The sequence below is a fragment of the Flavihumibacter cheonanensis genome (assembly GCF_022352215.1).
Taxonomy (GTDB): domain Bacteria; phylum Bacteroidota; class Bacteroidia; order Chitinophagales; family Chitinophagaceae; genus Flavihumibacter; species Flavihumibacter cheonanensis.
The window spans coordinates 539,853-563,230 of the sequence record NZ_JAKRWF010000002.1 but is presented as its reverse complement, the minus strand read 5'-3'; the positions used below and the strand labels follow the sequence as shown (position 1 = coordinate 563,230).

General features: G+C 44.8%; 21 protein-coding genes. 2 read left to right on the top strand and 19 right to left on the bottom strand.

From position 1 onward, the window contains the following. Positions 1-2: 2 nt before the first annotated feature. The 9 genes from MD536_RS11785 to MD536_RS11745 form a co-directional block, all read right to left on the bottom strand. A complete protein-coding gene (locus MD536_RS11785; RefSeq protein WP_239599478.1) occupies positions 3-347 on the bottom strand; it encodes a phage holin family protein in 345 nt (114 codons plus the stop codon). A gap of 23 nt (positions 348-370) precedes the next feature. Beyond that, positions 371-2,611: a TonB-dependent receptor gene (locus tag MD536_RS11780; RefSeq protein WP_239599474.1), complete on the bottom strand. Its 2,241-nt coding sequence runs from the start codon at positions 2,609-2,611 to the stop codon at positions 371-373. 53 nt (positions 2,612-2,664) lie between these two features. Next, positions 2,665-3,150 (bottom strand): DUF4251 domain-containing protein, encoded by a 486-nt coding sequence (locus MD536_RS11775; protein ID WP_239599471.1) that lies wholly within the window; start codon positions 3,148-3,150, stop codon positions 2,665-2,667. Between the two features lie 31 nt (positions 3,151-3,181). Continuing rightward, positions 3,182-3,790, bottom strand: a complete 609-nt coding sequence (locus MD536_RS11770; RefSeq protein ID WP_239599469.1) for an acyloxyacyl hydrolase — start codon at positions 3,788-3,790, stop codon at positions 3,182-3,184. Between the two features lie 4 nt (positions 3,791-3,794). Continuing rightward, a complete protein-coding gene (locus tag MD536_RS11765; protein WP_239599466.1) occupies positions 3,795-4,454 on the bottom strand; it encodes a DUF4136 domain-containing protein in 660 nt (219 codons plus the stop codon). A gap of 69 nt (positions 4,455-4,523) precedes the next feature. After that, positions 4,524-5,609 carry a formylglycine-generating enzyme family protein gene (locus MD536_RS11760; RefSeq protein WP_239599465.1) on the bottom strand — a complete coding sequence of 362 codons (1,086 nt, stop codon included), beginning with the start codon at positions 5,607-5,609 and terminating at the stop codon, positions 4,524-4,526. 34 nt (positions 5,610-5,643) lie between these two features. Beyond that, a complete protein-coding gene (locus MD536_RS11755) occupies positions 5,644-6,921 on the bottom strand; it encodes a M16 family metallopeptidase (protein ID WP_239599463.1) in 1,278 nt (425 codons plus the stop codon). A gap of 84 nt (positions 6,922-7,005) precedes the next feature. Next, positions 7,006-8,241 (bottom strand): M16 family metallopeptidase, encoded by a 1,236-nt coding sequence (locus MD536_RS11750; protein ID WP_239599461.1) that lies wholly within the window; start codon positions 8,239-8,241, stop codon positions 7,006-7,008. A gap of 24 nt (positions 8,242-8,265) precedes the next feature. After that, complete coding sequence (locus MD536_RS11745; RefSeq protein WP_239599451.1) at positions 8,266-9,480, bottom strand: aspartyl protease family protein; 1,215 nt, start codon at positions 9,478-9,480, stop codon at positions 8,266-8,268. A gap of 114 nt (positions 9,481-9,594) precedes the next feature. Between MD536_RS11745 and mqnC the strand changes: the two genes are divergently transcribed. Beyond that, positions 9,595-10,719 (top strand): cyclic dehypoxanthinyl futalosine synthase, encoded by a 1,125-nt coding sequence (gene mqnC / locus MD536_RS11740; protein WP_239599448.1) that lies wholly within the window; start codon positions 9,595-9,597, stop codon positions 10,717-10,719. Between the two features lie 278 nt (positions 10,720-10,997). Here mqnC and MD536_RS11735 read toward each other — a convergent pair whose 3' ends face one another. Genes MD536_RS11735 through MD536_RS11715 form a run of 5 tightly spaced genes read right to left on the bottom strand, consistent with a single transcriptional unit; the run spans position 10,998 to position 13,999 of the window. Continuing rightward, positions 10,998-11,162: a hypothetical protein gene (locus tag MD536_RS11735; RefSeq protein ID WP_239599430.1), complete on the bottom strand. Its 165-nt coding sequence runs from the start codon at positions 11,160-11,162 to the stop codon at positions 10,998-11,000. A gap of 27 nt (positions 11,163-11,189) precedes the next feature. Further along, positions 11,190-12,383, bottom strand: coding sequence for a DUF3570 domain-containing protein (locus MD536_RS11730; RefSeq protein ID WP_239599427.1), 1,194 nt, complete (start codon positions 12,381-12,383; stop codon positions 11,190-11,192). A 23-nt stretch (positions 12,384-12,406) separates the two neighbouring features. Further along, positions 12,407-12,619 carry a DUF4266 domain-containing protein gene (locus tag MD536_RS11725; RefSeq protein WP_239599425.1) on the bottom strand — a complete coding sequence of 71 codons (213 nt, stop codon included), beginning with the start codon at positions 12,617-12,619 and terminating at the stop codon, positions 12,407-12,409. Beyond that, a complete protein-coding gene (locus MD536_RS11720; protein ID WP_239599424.1) occupies positions 12,616-13,572 on the bottom strand; it encodes an FAD:protein FMN transferase in 957 nt (318 codons plus the stop codon). Before MD536_RS11720 ends, MD536_RS11725 begins: the two co-directional genes overlap by 4 nt. Then, positions 13,565-13,999: a thioredoxin family protein gene (locus MD536_RS11715; RefSeq protein WP_239599420.1), complete on the bottom strand. Its 435-nt coding sequence runs from the start codon at positions 13,997-13,999 to the stop codon at positions 13,565-13,567. Before MD536_RS11715 ends, MD536_RS11720 begins: the two co-directional genes overlap by 8 nt. A 125-nt stretch (positions 14,000-14,124) precedes the next feature. Here MD536_RS11715 and MD536_RS11710 point away from each other — a divergent pair, with 125 nt between their 5' ends. Beyond that, positions 14,125-14,427 (top strand): hypothetical protein, encoded by a 303-nt coding sequence (locus tag MD536_RS11710; RefSeq protein WP_239599412.1) that lies wholly within the window; start codon positions 14,125-14,127, stop codon positions 14,425-14,427. A gap of 8 nt (positions 14,428-14,435) precedes the next feature. Here the strand turns inward: MD536_RS11710 and MD536_RS11705 are convergent, their stop codons facing one another. The 5 genes from MD536_RS11705 to MD536_RS11685 all read right to left on the bottom strand — a co-directional run bounded on the left by MD536_RS11705 (position 14,436) and on the right by MD536_RS11685 (position 23,305). After that, entirely contained in the window at positions 14,436-15,653 is a 1,218-nt protein-coding gene (locus MD536_RS11705; protein ID WP_239599410.1) for an ROK family protein, read from the bottom strand. 129 nt (positions 15,654-15,782) lie between these two features. After that, complete coding sequence (locus MD536_RS11700) at positions 15,783-17,696, bottom strand: SusD/RagB family nutrient-binding outer membrane lipoprotein (protein WP_239599408.1); 1,914 nt, start codon at positions 17,694-17,696, stop codon at positions 15,783-15,785. 17 nt (positions 17,697-17,713) lie between these two features. Next, a complete protein-coding gene (locus tag MD536_RS11695) occupies positions 17,714-20,836 on the bottom strand; it encodes a SusC/RagA family TonB-linked outer membrane protein (RefSeq protein WP_239599406.1) in 3,123 nt (1,040 codons plus the stop codon). Positions 20,837-20,882: 46 nt separating this feature from the next. Then, positions 20,883-22,097: an ROK family protein gene (locus MD536_RS11690; RefSeq protein ID WP_239599405.1), complete on the bottom strand. Its 1,215-nt coding sequence runs from the start codon at positions 22,095-22,097 to the stop codon at positions 20,883-20,885. Between the two features lie 581 nt (positions 22,098-22,678). Further along, positions 22,679-23,305, bottom strand: a complete 627-nt coding sequence (locus tag MD536_RS11685) for a T9SS type A sorting domain-containing protein (protein WP_239599403.1) — start codon at positions 23,303-23,305, stop codon at positions 22,679-22,681. Positions 23,306-23,378: the final 73 nt, after the last annotated feature.

The window sequence follows — 23,378 nt, the reverse complement described above, 5'->3', positions numbered from 1 at the left end:
CACTAGGATTTACGTTCATCAGAACCCTGTAACAGGGAGCTCGTAACAGATAACAGAATACTGAATAACAATGCCCACCAGAACCCGTCAACTTTGAAACCATCCACGAGCTTCGCAGCCAGCAATATAATAACCGCATTTATCACCAGCAGGAACAAACCCAGTGTGATGATCGTAATCGGGAAAGTCAGTATTACCAGTATGGGCTTTACCAAAGTATTTAATAAGGCAAGTACCAGGGCCAGAATCAAAGCAGCAATAAAGGAGTCCATATGCACCCCGGGAAGCAAATAGGATAATCCAAATGCCACCAGCGCGGTGATCAGCAATCGGGTCAGGAAATTCATACCAGTTGTTTTGTTGAAGTTAATCAAAAAAACAAGCTCCATTTAATCCGCGCAAAGAAAGGGGTACCGGGCGTGTAATGAATTTCTGTAACCGGAGCAGCCTCATTTCGTAACCGCGATTCGGTTTCAAACTGGGCTTCTCTCCATTCTGTATCAAAGAGATTTTCAACCTGTAGTCCCAACGCCCATTTGCTACGGGTATAGTTAATGAGCAAATCATTTACAAAATAACCCTGGGCCTGGATGGAATTGTCTTCATTAGCCGGACGATCCTTCATATACCGGTAGCGCCAGTTGAGGTCAAGCCGCTTAACCGGACTAACCGATATGCCTCCTGTACTGGTAAGTGATGGAGCAAGGGGGATAAAATCGTTCCCTTTGGCTTCTTCAATCGCTCTTGCTTTTGCATAATTAATATCAGCATCCAGGTAAAGCCAACTGAAAGGTTGATATCTTATTCCCAGTTCAGCACCCAGCCGGCGGGTTTTGCCGGATGGTTCTACAATCGCCGCATCTCCTACATATACAAACTCCTGCTCCATATACAGATACCAGATCGCGGGCTGCACTAAAAATTTAGGATGAAGCTTGATAATTGCACCCAGGTCTGCACCATATGTTGCAGGTAATATTTCACGGCCCTGCTGTGCCACTACCACCCGTGTATCATTGGAATGGAATCCTTTACCCATCTTCAGGTAGCCCTGCCAGTTAGCATGGGGGGTATAGACCAGGTTCAACTTTGGGCTAAGTATTGTTTTTTGTGCCGCCTGGGTACTGTACACCGGCTGCAGTTTATCTACATAATTGAAAATAAAATGATCGAGCCGGATACCCGGAATTACCTTCCAGTGGCCTTTTCTCCACTCTGCTGATCCATACAAAGAGGCATTGGTCTGATCAATATCACCCAATGCAAAATACTCCAGAACTTCTTTTCGCTGCAGGGTATGACTCAATTGAATATCTCTCACCGCATCATTCCGCAACCCCATACCGGCTGTTAAAACCCAGTCAGCCTTGTCACCAAAAAGTTGCTTTGTATAACGGTGATCCATACCGTAAATCTTTCTTTTTTCGGATTGATGAATCTGGTCGCCGTTTACAGGATCTTCCAGGAAGAAAGTAAAGTTGGAGAACAGGCTGAAATCGTATTGACTGAAATAAAAATTCGATTGCCAGTCTTCCGTATCACTGATTTTACTCCGGTATTTGGCAGCAATATTCGACCTCGACGTATTGCCGCCTTCTGTTGCATCAATCGCACCCCAACGTGTAATCAGCCCAGCTCTTACAGCCCTGTCCGGGATTTGCCCGGAAGCATCCCATTTAGAAGTAAAAGTGGAAGCCAGTACCTGCAGACTTGATTTCTGGTTGATCTGTGTATTGTATTTCGCCAAAAAATTCAGCCGGTTGAAATTTTGCGGGGCCTCAAAAGGTCCATTGGAGAAAAGATACTCTCCGGCTATATATGCATTGCTGTTTTTTTCACCGGTCTTTTCAAAAAGATTGAACATACCCACCGTTCTCAGCGTATTGAATTGTCCAGCTTCCACTTTCAGCAGGTTGCGATCCAGCCTGTTGTGGGTTGTGAAATTTACATATCCTGCCGTGGCAAAATCTCCCTCTTCAGCATAATAGGAACCCTTCCCAAACTGAATATCTTTTATGGTTTCCGGAATCAGGTAATGTAAATCTGCATATCCCTGGCCGTGTGCATGGCTAACCATATTCACGGGCATGCCATCCGTAGTAATCCGGATATCGGTACCATGATCAATATCAAAACCGCGCAGGAAGATCTGTTCCGCTTTTCCTCCACCTGCATGTTGGCCAATAAATAATCCAGGTACCTTTCTAAGTATATCCTGCGCAGAATTAACAGGGTTGGTCTTCAAATCGATTTGCATTACCTGCTGTAAAGCTCGCCGGCTGTCCTGTACCACCACCTGGCTCAGTTGAACGGGGGCTGGCAACAGGTAGATCGTTGCTTCTTTATCCAACTGCTGATTCCATATTATAGTCTTTGGATCATACCCGATATGGGTGATGTACAAAGTGTCAGTCGGCTTTGTCAGCGTAATGGTGAACCGTCCATCCAGGCCAGAGTGCGTATGCACAGGCTGCCCCTTAATTTGAATAGTAGCTTCCTCCAATGGCAAATCGGTATCACGGGCTATTATTCTTCCTGAAATAATCTGGGAATAGGAAGTGGTTGAGGCTAACAGACTTAAAAAACTAATTTGAATTAAACGACCCCACATATCCTGCTGTTTAGGGCAGCAAACTTAAGGCATTCTGTTGCTGTTTTCCACTGCTATTTGGGCTGCGGCAATCGGCTTATATTTCCGGTATAGGAGATCGGCTGGCGGTTTACTGAATTGATTCGCAGATCTGCATTGCCATTTTCAAATATGATCAGATTAATGCCGGTAATATCCTGTTGATCTTTAGGCTGAATGCTAATTTCTCTCCGATTGCCCTTACCAATCGTACTGGAATAAGTAAACTCTTTCGAGGTGAATTTCATTCCACCTTCTCCACTGCCTATCGGTGCCTGGAAAGCTCTGCCGATATAAGGCAAATCAGCTTCCAGTTGATCCTTGTTTACCCGAAAGGTATAAGATCCGGTGATCAGGCGCTGCCTTCCACCCATCGGCTGCACATACTCCATATTGAATTGATAGGTTTGGTCATCAACCAGTTGCAAAACTTCCTGGGAAGTCAGTGGGGAGGGCTGCAACTTAGGGCTACAAGCTGCAACAAACCCAACTAGTACCAGGGTTTTAAGGAGCTTAAACATTTTTATTTTAAATATACGTAAGTCCGCTCACCTATCGAATCCGGAAGCCAGAATATCCGATCCGCAAACCTGCAAAGCTGGTTGCGTTAACTTCTCCCGCGCCGGGTAAATAATGATAGGTCAATGAAAGATTAAGCGCTCCCTGCCTGGGAAGTCTGAATCGCATACCAGTTTCCAGGTGAGGCATAAACTGAAATCCATCATATTTAAAGGCAAATAATCCAATGTCCTGGCGTTGATTCTGGTAAGCTAGCCCCAAACCGGTTTTCACAAAGGGTACCAGGTTTTCATTGGGGTCTTTGAACTCATACTGAGCAAGGAACTGCAGTCCATAGATATTAGTGTAGTTGGTTACAAATCCGGTATAGGTACCATCATCCCCGGGTAGTTCCAGTGTTTGTTTTCCTTTTTTATCAGGGAAATAAAACCAGGACAGGCCACCACCTAATGATATTCTGTTGTTGGGTAGCGTTTTCCGGATCTGAAAGCCAGCTCCAAGCGGACCGGGTTTCTCCACAAAATTTCGGAATGTTCCGGTTGGAATGGAAAACTGGTAATGGATTTCAGGTACTACCTGGGCGTTTGCAGATTCAGTCCAAAAGGCCAGTGCCCCTACCAATATGGTGATGAATTTTTTCATGCGCTTAGTTTTTTAAGTAAGCTGATTGCCTGAACATCTGATCAATATTGCGACCAATGCGGGTGTTGATGGAGGCGTCGGATCCTTCCAGCAAACCATTCAATATTCCCACCCAAACTACCGGAAGAGTTGAATCACGGGCTATTGATGGTGCTGTAATATTTACCACCACGGTGCCGGTAGCATAAGAGCCGCAAACAATTCCGGAGGGATATCCCCAACCCCTGCCCGGTCCCCAACCTGGTGAATAGGCACCCCATCCCGGATACCATCCCCAGTCACAGTACCAGCAGTAAGTAGCACAACTACCATAGGCCTGTTCACTTACATTGGGAAGAATGACAACATCTGCGCCGGTTCCTGCACTTTCATTCAGGCGTGTCCAGCCAAGTGCATTCAGGTTGGTTTCCAGGCTGCTCAGAATCTGATCATCAAAGCGATGATCGGCTGTTTCTCCGGGAGGAACAGCATGAACTACCGTATCCGGAAGAAAATACGTTCTCACGGCGCCAAAATCAAAACTGCGCTCATAGTTCGTGTAAACAACATCGTAATCGGAAACAAACTCCGGAGCAGATGGCTGGCAGGAAACACCCAGTAGAGAGAGCATCGCCAGCAGAGCAAACCGAAAGTTCAGGGATCCCTGTTTGGCTAATTTTTTCATACCCAAGGTTTATAGTTCAACAATTGAAGCTATTCCCTGGTTGAATGCGAACATCGTACCAATCCAACTTTAACGAACACAGCGAAAACCCACATGACTCATGCCACTTTCAGGGGAACTTGCTTGCCGGGCACTGGGCCGGTATCGCTGGCAATAGGAATCATGACACAAAAAGGAGCCGCCTTTCTGAACTCTTAAAGGCATATTGGGTTGTGCGGGATCACGACTTACTGGTGGACCATCCGGATTATCTCTTACCTCCCCTGGGCCACAGGATTGATAGAGGTATTTATCATACCAGTCCTGGCACCACTCCCACACATTTCCAGCCATATCATATAGCCCATATCCATTAGGCGCATATTGCCCAACCGGGGCTGTTCCTGCATATCCGTCACGCTTTAAATTTTCAGCTGGAAATTTACCCTGCCAGGTATTGGCGAAGGTTTTATCATCAGTCGGTGCTTCATCTCCCCAGACAAAATTCTTACCCTCCAGTCCACCCCTGGCAGCAAACTCCCATTCCGCTTCAGTTGGTAAGCGTTTGCCCGCCCATTTGCAATAGGCCATGGCATCATTCCAGCTGATATGAATCACCGGATGCTGTTCGCGCCCTTTCAAATCAGAACCCGGACCCTCCGGGTGTTTCCAACTGGCACCATGTACCCATTTCCACCAGTTGCTGATATCAGTTAGGGGTACGTCACGAGTTGGCGGACTGAATACCATTGAACCTGCAACCAGGTCTTTTGGGTTCGGAGGAGGGGTTCCGGGAGGCAATTGAGCCATTATTTCTTCCAAAACCGGGGCTTTTTCAGCATCGGTTATATATCCGGTTGCATTAACAAATTCGGAAAACCGGGCATTGGTGACCTCCTGCTTATCCATCCAGAAGCCCTTGACTTTCACATGATGAGCCGGACCTTCTTCTTCCCAGGCCATGCGATCATTGGATCCCATGAGAAATTGGCCTCCTGGAATCCATACCATACCCTCCGGTGCTTCACCTGGAGCCGGGGCGCTTGCAACCTGGTAGGCATTTTCAAAACTTTCCGGTTCAGTGCTGCGGTTTTTTTGTAAGAACCACCATACCAGTAAAGCTGCAATAAATGCCAGCACTGCAATTCCACCCAACTTTACAATCGTCCGCTTCATAGTCCGAATGTACCAAAAATTAGAGGAGACAGTATCAGACTACTACCAGTTCATAGAAGTCCTCCGGTTGCAGGTATTTTTTCGCAAGCTGCTGTAATTCTTCCGGTTGAATGGTTTTGATGGTGCGGATGCTTTGGTAAAAGTAATCCTCTGATAGCCCGTTTAATACAATATTCTTCCACCTGCCTATGATATGGAAAGGGCCATCAAGATCCCCCAGCGTGCTACCCATGAGATAATTTCTTACCAGTAACAATTCCTCCTCATCTACCAGCTCCTCCCGAAGTAAGGCCATTTCTTTATACACTTCTTCAATCGTGGCTTCTGAAACCTCCTTACCGGCTTCGGTACTGATCATCCAGGCGGATCGCTGTAAATGGTTCTGGAGATAGGAATAAATGCCATAGGTATATCCTTTGTCTTCCCGGATATTATTCATCAGCCGGGATCCAAAAAAGCCTCCGAACAGGGCGTTAAGCACCTGGGCTCCAAAAAAATCAGGGTGGTGCCGGTTGGGAAAATCGCGGGCAATTCGAATAGCGCCCTGAACTCCATTCGGATCATTGCTGATGCGATATTTTTTCTCTCCAGCCGGAAGAATCGGATGTGCCGGGTACTCGACTGCCCCACCTTGTATGGGTAGATCCCCGATGGCAGCATCCAGGAGTTCCATAATATTCGGGGGAAGTTTACCTGCTACAAATAGGATGCATTTACCGTTCCGGTAATATTGGTTATAAAAATCAACCAGGTCTTCTCTTGTCAGGCCAGCCAGGTCCTCAAACCGGCTATAAGTTCCATAGGGATGTTCAAACCCATAGAGATATTCATCAATCAGCCGGTTGGCGACAAAATCATTTTTCTTAAGGTTTACCTCCAGTCGCTGGCGATTGTTCTGCTGGAATAACAAAATTTCTTCTTCCGGGAAAATCGCATCCGTCAATAGTTCCCGAATCAGTGGTAATAATTTAGGCAGGTGTTTGGTCAGGCTGTGCAGGGTAATGGAAGCGGTCTCATTGTAGCAGGTCCGGGCCAGGCTGGCACCATAATAATCAACCAGTTCATTAATGGCAAAGGCAGATTTCTGGCTGGTTCCGCTTTTCAGCAGAAAATTGGTAGCCGAAGCAACCATATGCTTTTTCTCAAAACTATTGCCTGCAAAAAAGACCCATTCCACCTGGATTACTTCCTCTGCCCCGGCATTCACTGCATATAATTCCACTCCATTCCTCAAAACATATTTATCGTACGGTTTCAGTTTCAGGTCAAACTCAACCGCATCTTTTATTGGAGGCGCTATTTTTCTGTTCATGATGTTGTATACGTGAGACGTGAGATGTGAGATGTGAGACGTGAGAAAGTCTTCTTTCTCACGTCTCACGTCTGACATCTCACTTTATTTACTTCTATAATATAATGTATGACTATTCTTCTCTTCAAAAAGCTTGCGGCTCAATTCCACGAGCTGGTCCGCGGTAACTGAATTGTATTTTTCGAGCTCAGTGTTCATGAGGTTGGCATCTCCCAACAATTCGTAATAGGCCAGGCTGGCTGCCCGGTTCATTACACTCATGTCTTCAAAAGCCATGGTGCTTTCGGTTTTGTTCTTCACCTTTTCCAGCTCGATAACGGATACCCCTTCCCGGATCAACAAATCCAGTTGCGCCTGAACTGCCAGTTCCGCATCTTCCAGTCGAACTCCTTTTACCAATTTCCCATCCACACAAATCAACCCCGCGTCGGTAGAACCGAAATGGTAACAATCGATATTCGTGAAGAGCTGTTTTTCTTTCACCAGCGACTGGTACAACCTCGATGAAGCTCCACTGCCCAGGATATCTGTAATAAGATCCGCAACATAGTAGTCGGGATCCAGCCGGGAAGGCATATGCCAGGTTTTCAGGAATGCGTCAACAGGAACATCTGCTGTAATGTCCAGCCTGCGCGCTTCCTGCTGTTCAATTTCCTGGGGCAGATTGCGATTGTATTTTTCACCTGCAGGGATATCACCAAACCATTTGATAGCCAGTTCATACACCTGTTCAGTTACCACATTTCCGGCTACCACCAGGATCGCATTGGCTGGATTGTAGTGTTTTTTGAAGAACTTCTTTACATCATCCAGGCTGGCTTCTTCCACATGTTTCAGTTCCTTTCCGATGGTCATCCAGCGATAGGGGTGCTGTTCATAGGCCATTTCCCTCATCTTGAACCAGATATCTCCATAGGGGCGATTGATATAATGTTCCTTAAATTCCTCACAAACCACTTTACGCTGCACATCCAGGCTTTTTTTGCTGAAAGCCAGGCTTAGCATCCGGTCGCTTTCCAGCCAGAAAGCCGTCTCTATATTGGCGGAAGGCAACTGGCAGTAATAATTGGTGAGATCATTGGTGGTATAGGCATTGTTTTCGCCCCCTGCTTTCTGAAGTTCATCATCGTATTCCGGAATATTAATGCTGCCTCCAAACATCAGGTGTTCAAACAGGTGCGCAAATCCGGTTCGATTCGGATCCTCATCCCGCGCACCCACATCATACAACACATTCACAACTGCCATGGGTGTGCTGTTATCTTCATGCACCAGCACCCTCAATCCATTGGGCAGGACAAATCTTGAAAATTGAATCATACTGCAAACTTAAATCAAAAGACCTCATTTCTTCTTTTTGAGAATACTTCCCACTTTCATATAGAGTTCTTCCAGGTCGCCATCCTTCTGTCGTACAACAAGAAATTTCAGTTTTGCCCCTGTTTGCTGCAACATACTCCGGTATGCCTGGATATTCCTGCTCATATTATTATCAACTGCTATAATTACATCGCCGACCAAGAACCCTGCTTTTTCTGCCGGTGAACCTGGCATTATATCTGTCACGGTTACCTGGCCATCGATGAAATAAAAACCCAGGCCGGTATAGGCATAATCAAAAGGCTCCCGGAAATGTTTGTTGGGCGTCAGGTAAATTTCCCTTCGTTCATAATTGAAGATCACATTAAAGCGACGTAGCAGATCATTGCCGATGAGTCCGCCCAGGTAGGGATAGGAAGTTACATTGAACTCATCTTCAAATATAAAAGTCGGAACCCTTCGAAACTTGTAAGGTCCGACCCGAAACTCCTTGGTGGTGGTGATTTTCATGAAAGCTTTCCCGCCCAACCCCTCTGCCTGGGTGGTCCAGAACTTCTTTTTTTTACTGTATAAACTGCTATCGCCAATAAAATCTTCTGTCAGTAACAGGGATAAACCAGCCCCGATATCAAAGAAAAAACGGGTATTTATTTTACGTTCTTCTTTGATCCGGTTGGTGGTAACCGGGATGGTAGCCAGGTTGGGACGTATCATAAAACCTCCTTTCGGGTACCGAATCGTACCAGGTGAATACACGGAGATTCTGTTGGTATCATAATCCAACTTAACAATGTAGCGCGATAAAAAACTATACCCGATAATACCATCAATATGTTCGCCGTAAACACTAGTCAGAATCTCATAATCATTGATATGAAAATTCAGGCTGTCGACTGTTAATCCGGGGAAATGGAGGGTGTTATTGTTGGCAAAGCGCACTTTTTTTATTCCTGCAATGCCCCTGATCGTCCGGTCCGATGCAACTGAAGGAATTTTTAACCGGGCAACTGTACTGGAATCCAGGGAAATACCACCGCTGCCCGTGTCCAAAATAAAATTCAATGAATCCGGGAAATCGTTCAGCTTTGCTCTCAGAGTAACCACCCCTCCGCTATACATTCTGAAGCCAAAGCTGGTAATGAGGTGAGCCGGGGGCTGGGAAAAATACTCCTGCGCTGTTACCGACAGGAAACAGGCAGAGCAGCAGGCAATCAATAGCAGTTTAGAAAGGTAGCGCACTAGATGAATTTACAATCAATTTGAAACCGAATCCAACCGTCGGTCATAAATTATTTGAACCCATCCAACATTCACAACCTAATTTTGTTGGTCATAGTGGAATAAAATCGCATCATGCAACTAGCAGAACTGTATCGCAAAGCCCTGAATTTCGAGTTTTTATCAGAAGCCGAAGGGGTCTTCCTGTTTCACCAGGCACCCCTGGCTGAATTGATGCAGGTGGCCGATACCTTACGAAAAATACAGGTGCCGCACGGAAAAGTGACCTGGATTATAGACCGGAATATGAACACCACCAATGTTTGTATTGCCAATTGTAAATTCTGTAATTTTTACCGGATACCGGGACATGCGGAGGCTTATATCACAGATCTGGACACTTACAAAGTCAAAATTGAGGAGACCTTTAAATATGGTGGAGAGCAGCTCCTGCTACAGGGAGGTCACCACCCGGAACTGGGACTGGCCTATTATGTAGATCTGTTCAAACAGCTCAAACAACTCTTTCCCCATCTTAAGTTGCATGCATTGGGACCACCTGAAGTGGCCCATATCTGCAAACTCGAAAAGAAATCGCATCATGAAGTGCTCAAAGCATTAAAAGATGCAGGAATGGATTCCCTGCCGGGACCAGGAGCAGAAATCCTGGTGGACAGGGTACGGCGTCTTATCAGTAAGGGTAAATGTGGGTCTCAGGAATGGCTGGATATCATGCACGAAGCGCATAAACTGAACCTGACCACTTCTGCTACCATGATGTTCGGGCATGTCGAAACCATTGAAGAACGGATGGAACACCTGGTGAAACTGAGAGATGTGCAGGCGCGTAAACCGGATGGCGTAAAAGGGTTTATTGCCTTTATTCCCTGGACATTCCAGGATGTAGATACTTTATTAGCACGCATTCGGGGAGTTCATAACCTGACTACCACAGAAGAATATATCCGGATGATTGCCCTCAGCCGCATCATGTTACCCAATGTGAAAAACATTCAGGCGAGCTGGCTGACAGTTGGAAAGGAAGTTGCACAGCTTTGTCTTCATGCTGGTGCGAATGATTTTGGTAGTATCATGATTGAAGAGAACGTAGTAAGTGCTGCAGGTGCGCCGCATCGGTTTACCTACAAGAGCATTCAGGCAGCCATCCGCGAAGCCGGCTTTGAACCCCAGCTCCGCAATCAGCAATATGAATTCCGCGAACTGCCGGAGACGATTCAGGAGCAGGTCATTACTTATTAATGGAGGAAAGGAAGAATGGAAGAGGGAGGAATGGAAGAGGAAACAAAGGAGACGGGAGACGAAGGAGGCGGGGGAGCCCCCTGTACCTCCATTTTCCCTTCTCCTTAGTCTCCTTCGCCTCCTTAGTCTCCTTCGTTTCACGTCTCACGTCTGACATCTCACTTTTTTGCCATTCGGGCACTTTTCTCCATCCATTCGGCTGCTTTTTTCTATCCAGTCAGTCAATTGCAACCGCTCCGGCACTGTTGTTTCACTGTTCCCGAAGCGTCAGTGAACCGTCAGTGAATTGTTCCGCAACCGCTCAGGAATACTTTACAGGCAGCTGAATCAGCACCATTTTCCTTTTCTCCCTTCCTCCATCTTTCTTTCTCCTTCCCTCCATTTTCCATTTCTCCCTTCCTCCATTTTCCTATGCCCATCTTCCATGCCTTCTCACGTCTCACGTCTCACGTCTCACATAATTCCCTTCCCTACCCTTTCCACTTCAAATGCACAGATACAATATTTGAGTGCAGGGAATTGCTACGGGTATAATGTCCATATCGAAGTTCAAGACTGTTCAGGTGCTGGATTCCCAGTATGCCCCTGGGTGGTGAAAACCGCACACCTCCTCCAAAGAAATGACTGCTGAACTGAGATAAATCAAAATTGCTGCTATAAAACTCTTTTCCCGGAGCATGGGTCATGTAGGGAGCAAAATAATCAATGGCCGTTTGATGATAATACCTGTAAAAAGGCGACAAGGAATAAAACGGACTGAGCTTTATGGAGGTTTCCAGGCTGGCAGTATGAGCGGCTAACCCCCATGAATCTTTGTAATACCGGTAATAGGTTCTGAAAATAAACCGGTCTCCTGCAAAATAATTAGCTCTGAAACCAATGGGGATTTTAAATCTGCTATCCGGTAATCGCTCCACATGCACTGTACCATCTGAAAAATATACCCTGTTAAAAGGAAGGGAGAGATAACCTTGTTGTTGAATGAGATCCAGCAGAAAACTAACTTGTAGCCGCTGGTTGACGATCTGCGACCAGGACAAAGCCAGACTGTATGAGTTCCTGCTGTCTCCGCCTCGCTTTAAAGGATCTGTTGAGTTGCCATCCCTAAGTTCGATGGGATAAATAAGGTTGATACGATCCATGTATACCTGGCCCTTCGCCGTGAATTCACCCATTTTATTGGCTGTCTTTTTGGACCCGTGCAGATTCGCCCCGATAGAAGTGTAATCATATTCACCACTAAAGGATAATCCTCCTCCCCACTCTGTTCCTTTCTTTTCATTCTCCCGGCTGAAGGAAACAGAAGGATAAATTCTGGTATCCGCATAAGAGGCGGAGGTTACTGTCTTTGGATCAATTTTATCTGAGGAAGCAGAGGTATAGTGATCCAATCCAATATCAACCGACCAGGTTTGCTTTCGTTGCTGACGATCGAGGCGAATCAGCTTCACTTCCAGCGAATTGGACAGATCTGTCAACTTCTGTGAACCAATGCCACCGGTAACAGCTGCATGGTCTCCATTCTGGTGATAATAACTGGATACCAGGTTGATCTCATCAATTTTCAACCGGCGTTTTTGATAGGAGCTATCCTGGACTGTTTGAGAAAAGGCGGCTAATAAACCAATATAGAGGCCTATTACCGTAAGGCAGATTTTTTTCATGTACTCGTTTTCTTCTTCAATTTTTAATTGCAACCACAACCACCACCGGATTTACCGGCATTCGCACCAGAAGCGCCTTCCCTGTAGGATTGAAAGCTGAGTTCCGTTTTCTCCACCTTACGGTTTCCTAATATCATCTCCGCATCATTAAGTCGATTCTTCTGAAACTCTTTTACCACCTGGCAACTGTTGAGTGCGGTTAGCAATAAAATACCTGCTATCACTTTTTGTATCATATCAATTGAATATTTCGGGTTGTCTTTAATCGGTTTGAATCATCAATAATGAGCGCAGCCACCTGTTTCATCTGGTTCAGCATATCCAGGCCTATTTCTGTTCCCATGATCATAACAGGAGTAGCAAGCACATCAGAGAGTTCTGCAAACGGACTAATAATCGTTACACTTTTTATTCCACTAACAGGCATGCCTGTACGAGGGTCGATGGTGTGGGAATATCGTTTTCCATTTATCTCTACAAACTTTTCATAGTTGCCGGAAGTGGCAACAGACATATCGGTAATGTTGATATAGGAGAACAAGTGACTGGCTGCATTGGGATCTGCTATTCCGATGGTCCAGGGTTCCCCATTCTCCTGTTTACCCCAGGTAGTAAGATCACCTGAAGCGTTTACAATTCCACTGGTCACCCCTTCTTTAACCAATACTTCTTTGGCGCGATCTGCAGCATATCCTTTGCCGATTCCACCAAAACCGATCCGCATCCCTTTCTCTTTCAGAAAAACAGTCCGGTTCAGGGGATCGACTTCAATATTTCGAAAGTTGATCAATCTCACCGCTTTCCTGGCAATTGCAGCATCGGGCAGCGATTTCATGGAAAGGTCAAAATTCCAGAGTCGTTTATCAACGGATCCATAAGACAAATCAAAAGCGCCCTGGGTGAGCTCTGAAATTCGTTGGGCGCGCTGGATCAATGCGATCATTTCTCCTGATACTTCAACAGGAGTAATTCCGGCCATTTCATTAATACGATTTGTTTCACTTTCCGGAAGAAAGGTGGACAGTAACCCTTCTATTCTGCTGATTTCAGCAATTGCCAGTTCGATCAACCAGGCGGCCCTGTTTTCATCAGGCTCGTGCACCGTAATTTCAAATCGATTACCCATCAGGCGAAGGGATCGTTTTCTCAGGTTTCCGTTTGACTGAAGTAGTTTAAGATCTTTATTCATGGGTGAGGGTACGTAATTCGTTTAAAAATCCGGTTGCTTTGTTTTCCGGGTAGCCTTCCCAACTTTTTATGACTACACCATCTTCATCCAGGAGAAGCGTTAATGGAAAACTTCCTTTGGTATTATAGCGTTCCGCCAGTGCATCGTTCTTATGCTGCTGCTCTGCGGACAACTGGTTCTTTTTGGATCTGGGAAAATCTGCCCTGACCAGTACCAATTCTTTGGCAGCCAGGACTTCAAATTCAGGAGATTGAAATACATCCTTTGTAAGCCGGATACAGGGTCCGCACCAGTCTGAGCCGGAAAAATTCAATAATATCTGCTTGTGTTCCTGTTTTGCCTGTTGTTGCGCTTCCGAAAAATCGAGCATCCAAACAGGAGCAATAGCCTGGTATATTAGGAGTAGGACAGAGATCAGAAAGGGCATTTTAATCTTATTTTAATGTGAATCTAATCTCATTCTAATCTCACTCATGTGATATTTCTCACATTTGAACCTGATTTTCCTAATTGGAATACAACTTTTACAGTTTTTACCACGTCTACTTGTGCATGACAAACTCCTATCCAAAGACACCTTCTCTTTTAATCTGCCTGGCGCTAGACCTGGTTGGATACTTTACCTACGCAATACCGGTATTGGGTGAATTCGGCGATCTGATCTGGGCGCCGATATCAGGATTGTTGTTTTTTAAATTATTTGGCGGGTGGAAGGGAGCCCTTGGGGGATTTTTCGCTTTTGCGGAAGAACTCCTGCCCTTTACAGATTTTGTCCCCAGTTTTACACTTGGCTGGCTGGCGCAGCGATTCCTGTTTCGTAAGCCAGGAAATGCGCTCACGATTAATGCCCGATAAACAAGTGCTTAGGCTGCAAATGGATAATTTTCAGGATTGGTGCGATTGTTTCTGAATCGCTTATCCAACTGTTCTACCACCAATGCGGCGGCTCCAAAGAGTTCTGCTTCTTTGTTCAAGTCGGATATTCTCAACTGAGTATGGGCAGTAAGCCGGGGTATGCAATACCTGTTCAAGGCTTGTTGAATAGGGGGAACTAACAACCTGCCGGCAGCGGCACCTCTTCCACTTAATACAATTTCTTCCGGATTCATGATATGCGTGAGGATGGCAATTCCTTTGCCGATAATAAGCGCGATTTCGGAAATCAACTCCACTGCCAGCTGGTCTCCCCGGATCGCAGCCTGGATAATCAGCTCGAACGCACTATCAATATCTTCAGGCAAGGTTTTTATGCTGGTAACACGACCTGATTCAATTCCTTCTCTAACTTTATTAACCAGCACTTTCATGGACGCTTCAGTTTCGAGGCAACCCATTTTCCCGCAATCGCAGAGCTTGTTGTTGTTAAATAGAGGGATATGACTGAATTCTCCGGCGAAACCATTGTACCCCCTGAAAAGTGAACCATTCACAATCATACCCAGGCCAATTCCCCAGGAAAGATTGATGACCATTACATTGTTTTTGCCTTTTGACCCTCCCAGTTTTAATTCTGCAAGGGCAATCAAACTGGAATCATTGTCGAGGTATACTGGTAATCCCAGCTCCTGCTGCATTCGGTCTGGAATACTTTTACCATTGTTTTCGAAGAATGAATAATTAACTCCGGTGGTAAGATCAATAAAACCGGGCATGCCTATACCAACGCCAAGGATTTTATTTGCAGGTACCGGAATTTCCTGCAGATAGTTTTTAATCAGGTCGATCAGTTCCCCTAGAGAACCCGGGTTATCTTTCAATGGCAGACTGATTCGTTTTTCATTTATACTTTTAAAATTCTCGAGATCAACCAATGCAATTTTGGTGGTTAACTGGTCCATTGCAATGGCAATGGCATACATGCGCTCTGGTGCAAGTGAATACACCTGAGGTCTTCGTCCACCTGTTGAAGGCGCAAACCCTTTCTCGAAAATCATCCCTTCCTTCACCAATTCATCCAGGACCCGGATGGTAAGAGGCAAGCTTCGCTGAATCCGATTACTCAATTCTGAAGCAGACAGTAGTTTTCCAAAGCACAATTCTTTCAGGATCCTTCCTTTGTAAACTTCAATTTTTGGCGACATATATATTTAAAATACCAAATAATTTACAAATTTTACCTTTTCGTGGTTCGATGGATAGTAAAAGAGGCTGCCTCAAAAGAGACAGCCCCTGCTACTAATTGTTTACCCAATCGGGTGGAACAGTATATTTTATGGTTTTTTCGCCCACCAGAGTGGTGTAAGAACACCATCAACTCCACCTAACAAAGCAACAGCCTGTTCATATCCCTTTGGATTGCTGTTAGCAAATGAAGAGGGGTACCGCACGCGCTGAGGGAAAAATTTCACACTGCTGGTAGTGTAATTGGCGGCAGTCAGATCCGGCATGTTTACCAGCGGATTCTCAACAGCCGGATTTTCAAAGAATGGCAGCCCCAATCTTCTGTGATCACTCCATGTTTCGAGCGGTAACCAGGGGTTTTGTGCAATGAATTTTTGAGTAATGATCTTAGTAAGGTGATCATTTTTTACTGTACCATTTTTATACAAGGTGTTTTCAGGGTATTTAATTTGAGCAACACCGTTTGCATTGGTATAACCATCCACATAATTCATCGCATAGGTGGCTGGTGGCTCTACCGTATGTCCCCAGGCTACTGATGTGCCCGCTCTGTTGTAGGAATCAGAAGTCAGGTAATTATTCACAAAAGAACTAACGCCCCAATATTCAAAACTGGATTTAACTCCTTCTTCATAAGCCTGTTGACCGCCCATGGGAACTGTCCAGTTGCGGACTGCGGCTTCTGCTACCAGGAAATAGGATTCCCAGGCAGCAAAAAATATCCGTCTGTTGCTACTATTCCTGAAATTATTGGCAAGTCTGGGCATGGTTCCAGGATAGGCACGCACCTGGTTCCGGGATCCTTTAACACCCCAATCGCCGTTGGCGGATGCATTCCAGCTCATGGTCGCATCCACTGCTTTCCAGGCTGAACCATCTTCAGCCAGGAGATTACGCGTAGTGGTTCTGGCATCATTGTTCCAGGAGGGGTAATAATTAAAATTAGCATTCGAAAAGTCGCCGGGAATAGCAAACGTTTTATACGCACGAGGATCAATCACATTTGGCAAACCATCCAGCCAGAATCCAGCAGAAGGATCATTGGTTTTGGTTGCGAAATGATTCTCCAACCGGATACCCATATAATCCGCAGGTTTAATTTTCGCTGCATAAGAGGAAGCTAACTGATCCTCAGATTTTACACCACCCAGGTTCAAATACAGGTTATTCAACGTAGCTGAAATAAAGAACGCATTCCATTCACGGGTCATCACACCGGTAAGCGCATCCCATCCCGGCTTTTCAGCCACCTGGAAAGTTTCACCAAGTGTAGTAATGAAAGGTCCAGCAGCTGCGGCTTCAAACTCTGCTTTGGCCTTCGCAGCATCCACTTCGGAAAGGCGCATGGCAAAACGCATACGCAGAGAGTTGGAAAATTTCTGCCAGTTAGCCCAATTGTATCCATACACCGGATCAAATTTGGCAACTGCAGCGGGACTAACGGCAAGGTCTAGTTTAGCACTTGCATCTTTCAATTCATCCAGCATAAAATAATAGACATCCTTTTCACTGGAGTAGGTTGGTGTGGAACCCTGAAAGCCATCCAGTGGAATAGGTCCGAAAGTGTCAGCCAGCTCACTCATCAGGTAAGCACGCCAGATACGGGCTACCTGGAGCAAATTATTGGTGTAGGGCTTGATGTTGCCAGAGGCAATTTGTTCATTGGCTACCGTGATACCAGAGTTCACACTGGCCAACCAGCCAGCAGCATATCCGCGACTCCAATAATCAGAAGACCAGCCATCATTGTAACCACCGCTGGAAATTCCACCACCAAATTGCTGGTGTCCCGCAGTTTTCCAATACAGTACAAAAATACGCTCAGCGATATGCGGATCCTGTTGAGCTCCAATAATCGATCCGTTGATAAAATATTCCACCTGAACCTGCTGTGAACCGGCTCCATATGGATTCTCATTAATCTCGTCAAATTTGCTGCACGAAGAGAAGAGTCCCAAGCCGGCGACTGCTGATAAGGCAATTGTTTTCAAATTATGTTTCATACAATTTTTTTTTGAGGTTAGAAGCCTAATTGAAGACCAAAAAGGAAAGAACGCATAGTTGGAGGTGCTCCATTTTCAAAACCAACCGCATTGGATCCGGTTGCAAACGTTGATTCCGGATCGATGCCCTTCATCTTACTGGAAATCATCCAGACATTGTTACAACTAACAGTGATCCTTGCGCGAAGAATAGGAGAATTTCCTAATACAGATTTCGGTAAATTATATCCTAACTGAACATTTCTCAACCGAATATTGCTTGCGTCAAATAAATAAGCTTCATGAATACCCAGGTTATTAGCAGTAGATACTGCCTGGTAATAAAGTTGAGGGCTTACTGCTACGGTGCTTTTTGTATAACCACCCGCTCCATCACTGATTACACCATCAACAACAAAATTTTCCCGGGCGCCATTCTTAACAGTGGAAGCTGCGTTGCCAAAGCGTTCCAAAGCTACATGGGTTGCAGAGAACATTTTTCCACCGAAACGACCATCCACCATAAAGGAGAAATTAAATCCTTTATAGTTAAAGCTGTTGGTAATACCCAGCATAGATCTTGCCTGCTGGTCTCCCAGCAATTTCTGAACCGGATCACGTTGTGGTACACCTGCTCCGCTTAACAGAAGCTGACCGAAGAAGGGGCTGTTTTCATCGTCCACTCTGCGGAATCCATGTCCCCAGATCTCACCATACAATCCTCCAGCAACAGCACGGATTGCAAGATCATCAAATCCACCCAGAGAGTATTGAGTTACTCCCAGTGATTTTTCAATATCAATCACTTCGTTCAGGTTCCTGCTAAAGTTTGCCTGAATATTCCAATTCAAACCTTTTGGATTATCTAATACACGGGCATCAAAAACAATTTCAACACCTTTATTCTGGATATTTCCTGCATTGATTTTACGTGCCGCATAACCACTCATGGGGTCCAATGGCAGATTAATCAACTGATTGGTAGCATTCGATTTATACCAGCTAAAGTCGAGTCCAAAACGATTCCGGAAGAAACGTAATTCAGCACCGAATTCAAGGTTTTTAATCAGCTCGTTGACTACATTTTCATCAAAGAAAACGCCGCCCGGACCAGCAGTTGTATTACCATTCGGATCTTTACCTACAGAGTACAGGTTGTATAATTGATAAGGACCCATATCATTACCTACCTCAGCATAAGATGCTCTAAGTTTAGCATAGCTTAACCAGCCAGGTAAATTGCCACCCATATTTTCGATCATATCTGTCACTACATAGGACAAACTCACAGAAGGATAGAAATAGGAACGATTGGCTTTGCTCAGCACTGAGCTCCAGTCATTCCGGAAAGTCGCATCCAGGTAAAGCCAGCCATCATAATTCAATCCAACTGAGCCAAATACTGAATTGATCTTCTTTTCACTGAAACCTTCTGAAACGGCTGGATTATTGACCCCATTGTTCAGTGAAAACAGGTTGGGTATTTCCAGTAATCCTACACCAGCGCCAATTGAACTGCTGCGTTGTGTCATCAGGTTTCCACCTGCAGTGAGGGTACCGCCCAGTTTTCCGAATACATTGTCCTTTTTTGCTGTAATCAGGGCCTGGTAATTGGTTTCAATAAAGGTTTCTTTGGAGGTACTATAACTTCCGGTAGCGGCGGCCGGACTACCGGCATAGAGCTTGCGGGTTGCGTTGTTGGTAAACATATCCGCACCAGCTTTGATCTCTGCATCCAACCAGTCAGTAAACTGATATTTAGCTGATCCAGTCAGAATGAAACGATCTCTTGAATCGCGGCGATCATCATATTTAGCCTGCCAGTATGGGTTGATAGCATTAAAACCACCATACCAGATCATGTTTCCGAATTCATCTCTCCCAGCAGAAAAATCCCGGATATCCAAAGAACGGGGATGCGTCAGCAGGGTGTATATACGGCTATTATCTCGACCATTAGAGGGCCTGTTAAAACCTGCGGTATTGTTATACTGAATTTTTGTATCAGTTGTCCAGCGATTGTTTTTGCCAAACCGGCTGGTTGCCCTGGCAGTCATGTTTGTACGGGTGAGCTTGTTCCCCGGAAGAATACTGCGATCTTCCAACCTGTTCAGGGAAGTATAGACACTGGTGTTACCAAACTGCTGCTGGAAGGAAATATTGTAATTCTGGTTGGTTCCGTTTCTTACAAAGTTGCCTACGTTATCGAAGATTTCCAGAGGGGCCATAGTACCATCCCATTTTTCTACCATCTGGCCTTCAGCTTTCGGACCCCAGCTTTGCGCTTCTCTTTCATTGAATACACCATCCACACCCTGGCCAAAAGTATTCTGAAGCTCCGGCTGCAGGAAGATACTTTCTACGCCAATATTGGTACCAACAGTTAAACCGATACCATTTTGTTTGCGACCTGATTTGGTTGTGATCAGAATGACACCATTACCAGCGCGTGACCCGTAAAGAGCAGCAGCAGAAGGACCTTTCAGCACAGACATACTTTCAATGTCATCTGCACTGATATCACCCAAACCATTACCCATATCATAACCAGCTCCCCAATATCCATTTTCAGTGGTACCGGTAAAATTGTTAATGGGAATACCATCAACAACAATCAATGGCTGGTTATCGCCAGTTAGAGAAGTGAACCCGCGTAATACAATTTTTGCAGAACCACCTGCCCCATTACTGGAACGAACCACCTGCAAACCGGCAACTTTACCAGTTAAGGCATTGGTCATGTTGGTTTCACGGGCATCCGCCAGTACCGTTCCTTTTACTTCCTGAACCGCGTAACCCAGCGATTTTTTCTGGCGTTTGATACCAAGCGCTGTTACTACCACTTCATCCAGGTTGCCAGTACCGGCTTCCAGGACTACCGAAAAACTGGACTCCTGGCCAACGGTGATTTCCTTGTTTCCAAAATTGATTGCAGAAATTACAATTACCGAGCCGGGACCAGCAACGGTAATATTGAACATACCGGCATCATCTGTTGTGATACCATTGGTAGTTCCTTTTTCAATAACTGTGGCGCCGACGATTGGGGCGCCTTGCTTGTCCTTGACGGTTCCTGACACCTGCCTGGACTGGGCCATTGCTACTGTTGCAAAGCAGCTCACCAGCAGGAAGAGCAGAAATTCCTGGATCCTTTTTTTCATTGCAGTTGTTTTGTTTGGTTATTAACGAACAGTACTTCTCTTGCAACTATGCTACAAAAGGTCGTACTGGTATTGCCGGTTTTATTTTTGGTTGTTTGTCAATGTTTTCTACAACCAGGCAGGCTGCACCCATCAATTCTGCTTCCTTGCTAAGCCTGGAAATTTCCATATTTGTGTAGGCTGCCAGTCTGGGAATACAATACCTGTTAAGCGCCTGTTGAATAGGAGGCAGCCAAAGATTGCCAGCCGCTGCACCACGACCACTTAATATGATAAGCTCCGGATTCATGATATGTATAAGGATGGCAATCCCCTTTCCAATGTGCATGGCGGCTTCAGATACCAGTTCTACAGCAAACTGATCGCCCCTTGTTGCAGCTTTTAGTACTTCCTGGCAGGCTTCTTCTATTTCATCCGGAAGCTTTTTCATACTTGTAACACGACCTTCTGTAATTCCATGTCGCGCTTTTTCAACCACAACTTTTAGGGAAGCTTCTGTTTCCAGGCAGCCGTTTTTACCACAATCACAAAGTTTGTTGTTGTTGAATATGGGAATATGACTGAACTCTCCTGAAAAGCCATTATAACCACGGAAAAGCTCTCCATTAACGATCATTCCTAAACCAATTCCCCAGGAAACATTGATTACCATCGCATTTCCACGGGATTTTGCCCCCCCCAGTTTAAACTCAGCCAGCGCAATGATACTGGAATCGTTGTCTATATATACAGGTATACCAATCTCATCTTCCATTCGCTTAGTCAAGCTTGTTCCCCGGTTATCGAGATAGGAGTAATTAATACCTTTATTGACATCAATGAAACCAGGCATGCCAATGCCAATACCAATTATTTTATCCGTATCAATCGTTAATCCATGAATGAATTCATTCAGGTTGCTAATTAATTGACCAAGTGAGGAATCGTTATCCTTGAGTTGTAAATTGAGCTTCTTTGATTCAAGAATCGTAAAGCTCTGAAGGTCTACCAAAGCAATGGTTGTGACCAGCTGATCCATTGCGACCGCAATTCCATACATTTTACCCGCAGCCAGTGCATACATAAGTGGACGGCGACCACCAGTAGATGCAGCATAGCCCCTTTCTTCGACTGTCCCCTCCTTTACCAGTTCAGTCAATATCCTTAAGGTTAGTGGCAGACTTCTGTCAATACGGAGACTGATATCAGATCCCGATAGCTGGTTTCCCAAACAGAGCTCCTTTATTATTTTACTCTTATATAAATCTGACTTACCAGCCATTGTTGCTAAATCTTTTCTGATGTTCGGGGAACTTTTTAACAATTTTATTTAGATTGTTAAAATAGGGTAATTTTTGAAAATTTTAGGGTAATTAATAAGTAATAAATGATAAAAAACAATCAATGGTTCACTTTTAAATAAGTTGTTAAAAAGAAATGAATTGATAATGAGGGAGTTTGGAGGTATATAAAAAAACCATTTAAAAAGCCTGCTTTTCAAAAGAAATTTTGAAATCGCTTCAATTTTCGGATAAAATTCAGGAAGTATCTGACAATTGTGATTAACTCAGACTTCCTTCAGAGTATTAAATGGCTAGAGATTTGAACCAGCGAAGAAATAGTAAAACAGGTTGCTAAAATTTAGGCATGGTTTTAGCGGAAGTTTAACGTTCAATTTTCAGGGATAACGATAAGGAGAGAGAATAGGTTTATTCGATTCCGGGCATAAAAAAAGGGGTCAGAATAGACATTCAACCCCGTTTTTAAAATCCAATATCCTATGAAAAACCGTTACAATAATACTAGTTTTCTCTTATATATGCAAGTGTTTTAGAAAATTGCGTAAAAACACGTAGGATTTTACTAGTTCTTAATCAGCTTCTCGGTTATTTTTCTTCCACTCTCTGCCTGTGTTAAAGTGATGATATACAATCCCTTATCAAGGGAAGAAACATCCACTGTCTGCAAACCTGCCTGAAGTTTCAGGTTTATCCGGACTTTTCCATTTCCATCCGACAAAATGAGATCCAGGGGCTGTTCTGAACGTACTATCAGTACATTATCTACGGGGTTAGGATAGAATTTACAGGTCATATCGCCCGCCAGATTTGCCTGCACGGTATTGGAAACATGCCTGGTCCCATCTTCCAATACCCATTTCAACCGATAAAAGTTTTTTCCTTTCATAGGTTGTTCATCTGTAAAATTGCTTTCAACTGAATCCTGTCGGATGACAGCTATGACTTCAAAAGGCCCCTCCTGAAAAGCAGCTCTCTCTAAATTCACATAACCACCTCTTTTCACGGAAGCCAGTTCCCATTTCAGCAATATTTTAGAAGGTACCTGAATAACTGGGTCGGACAACCGAATTGATAAAAGATTGCGAACCCCCATGGTTGGAGTGATCGGCGCGCCAGAGGTAGGCTGAGCAGCAAGAGGAAATAAACGGCAGATGATCGCCACCGTTAGAAAGGGGGTTAGTAAATGCATGGTCTTGGTCCTTGGGTTGTGGATAACTTGTTAACAATTACTATGCCGAAGAATAGCAAAGCCCATGCTTTAA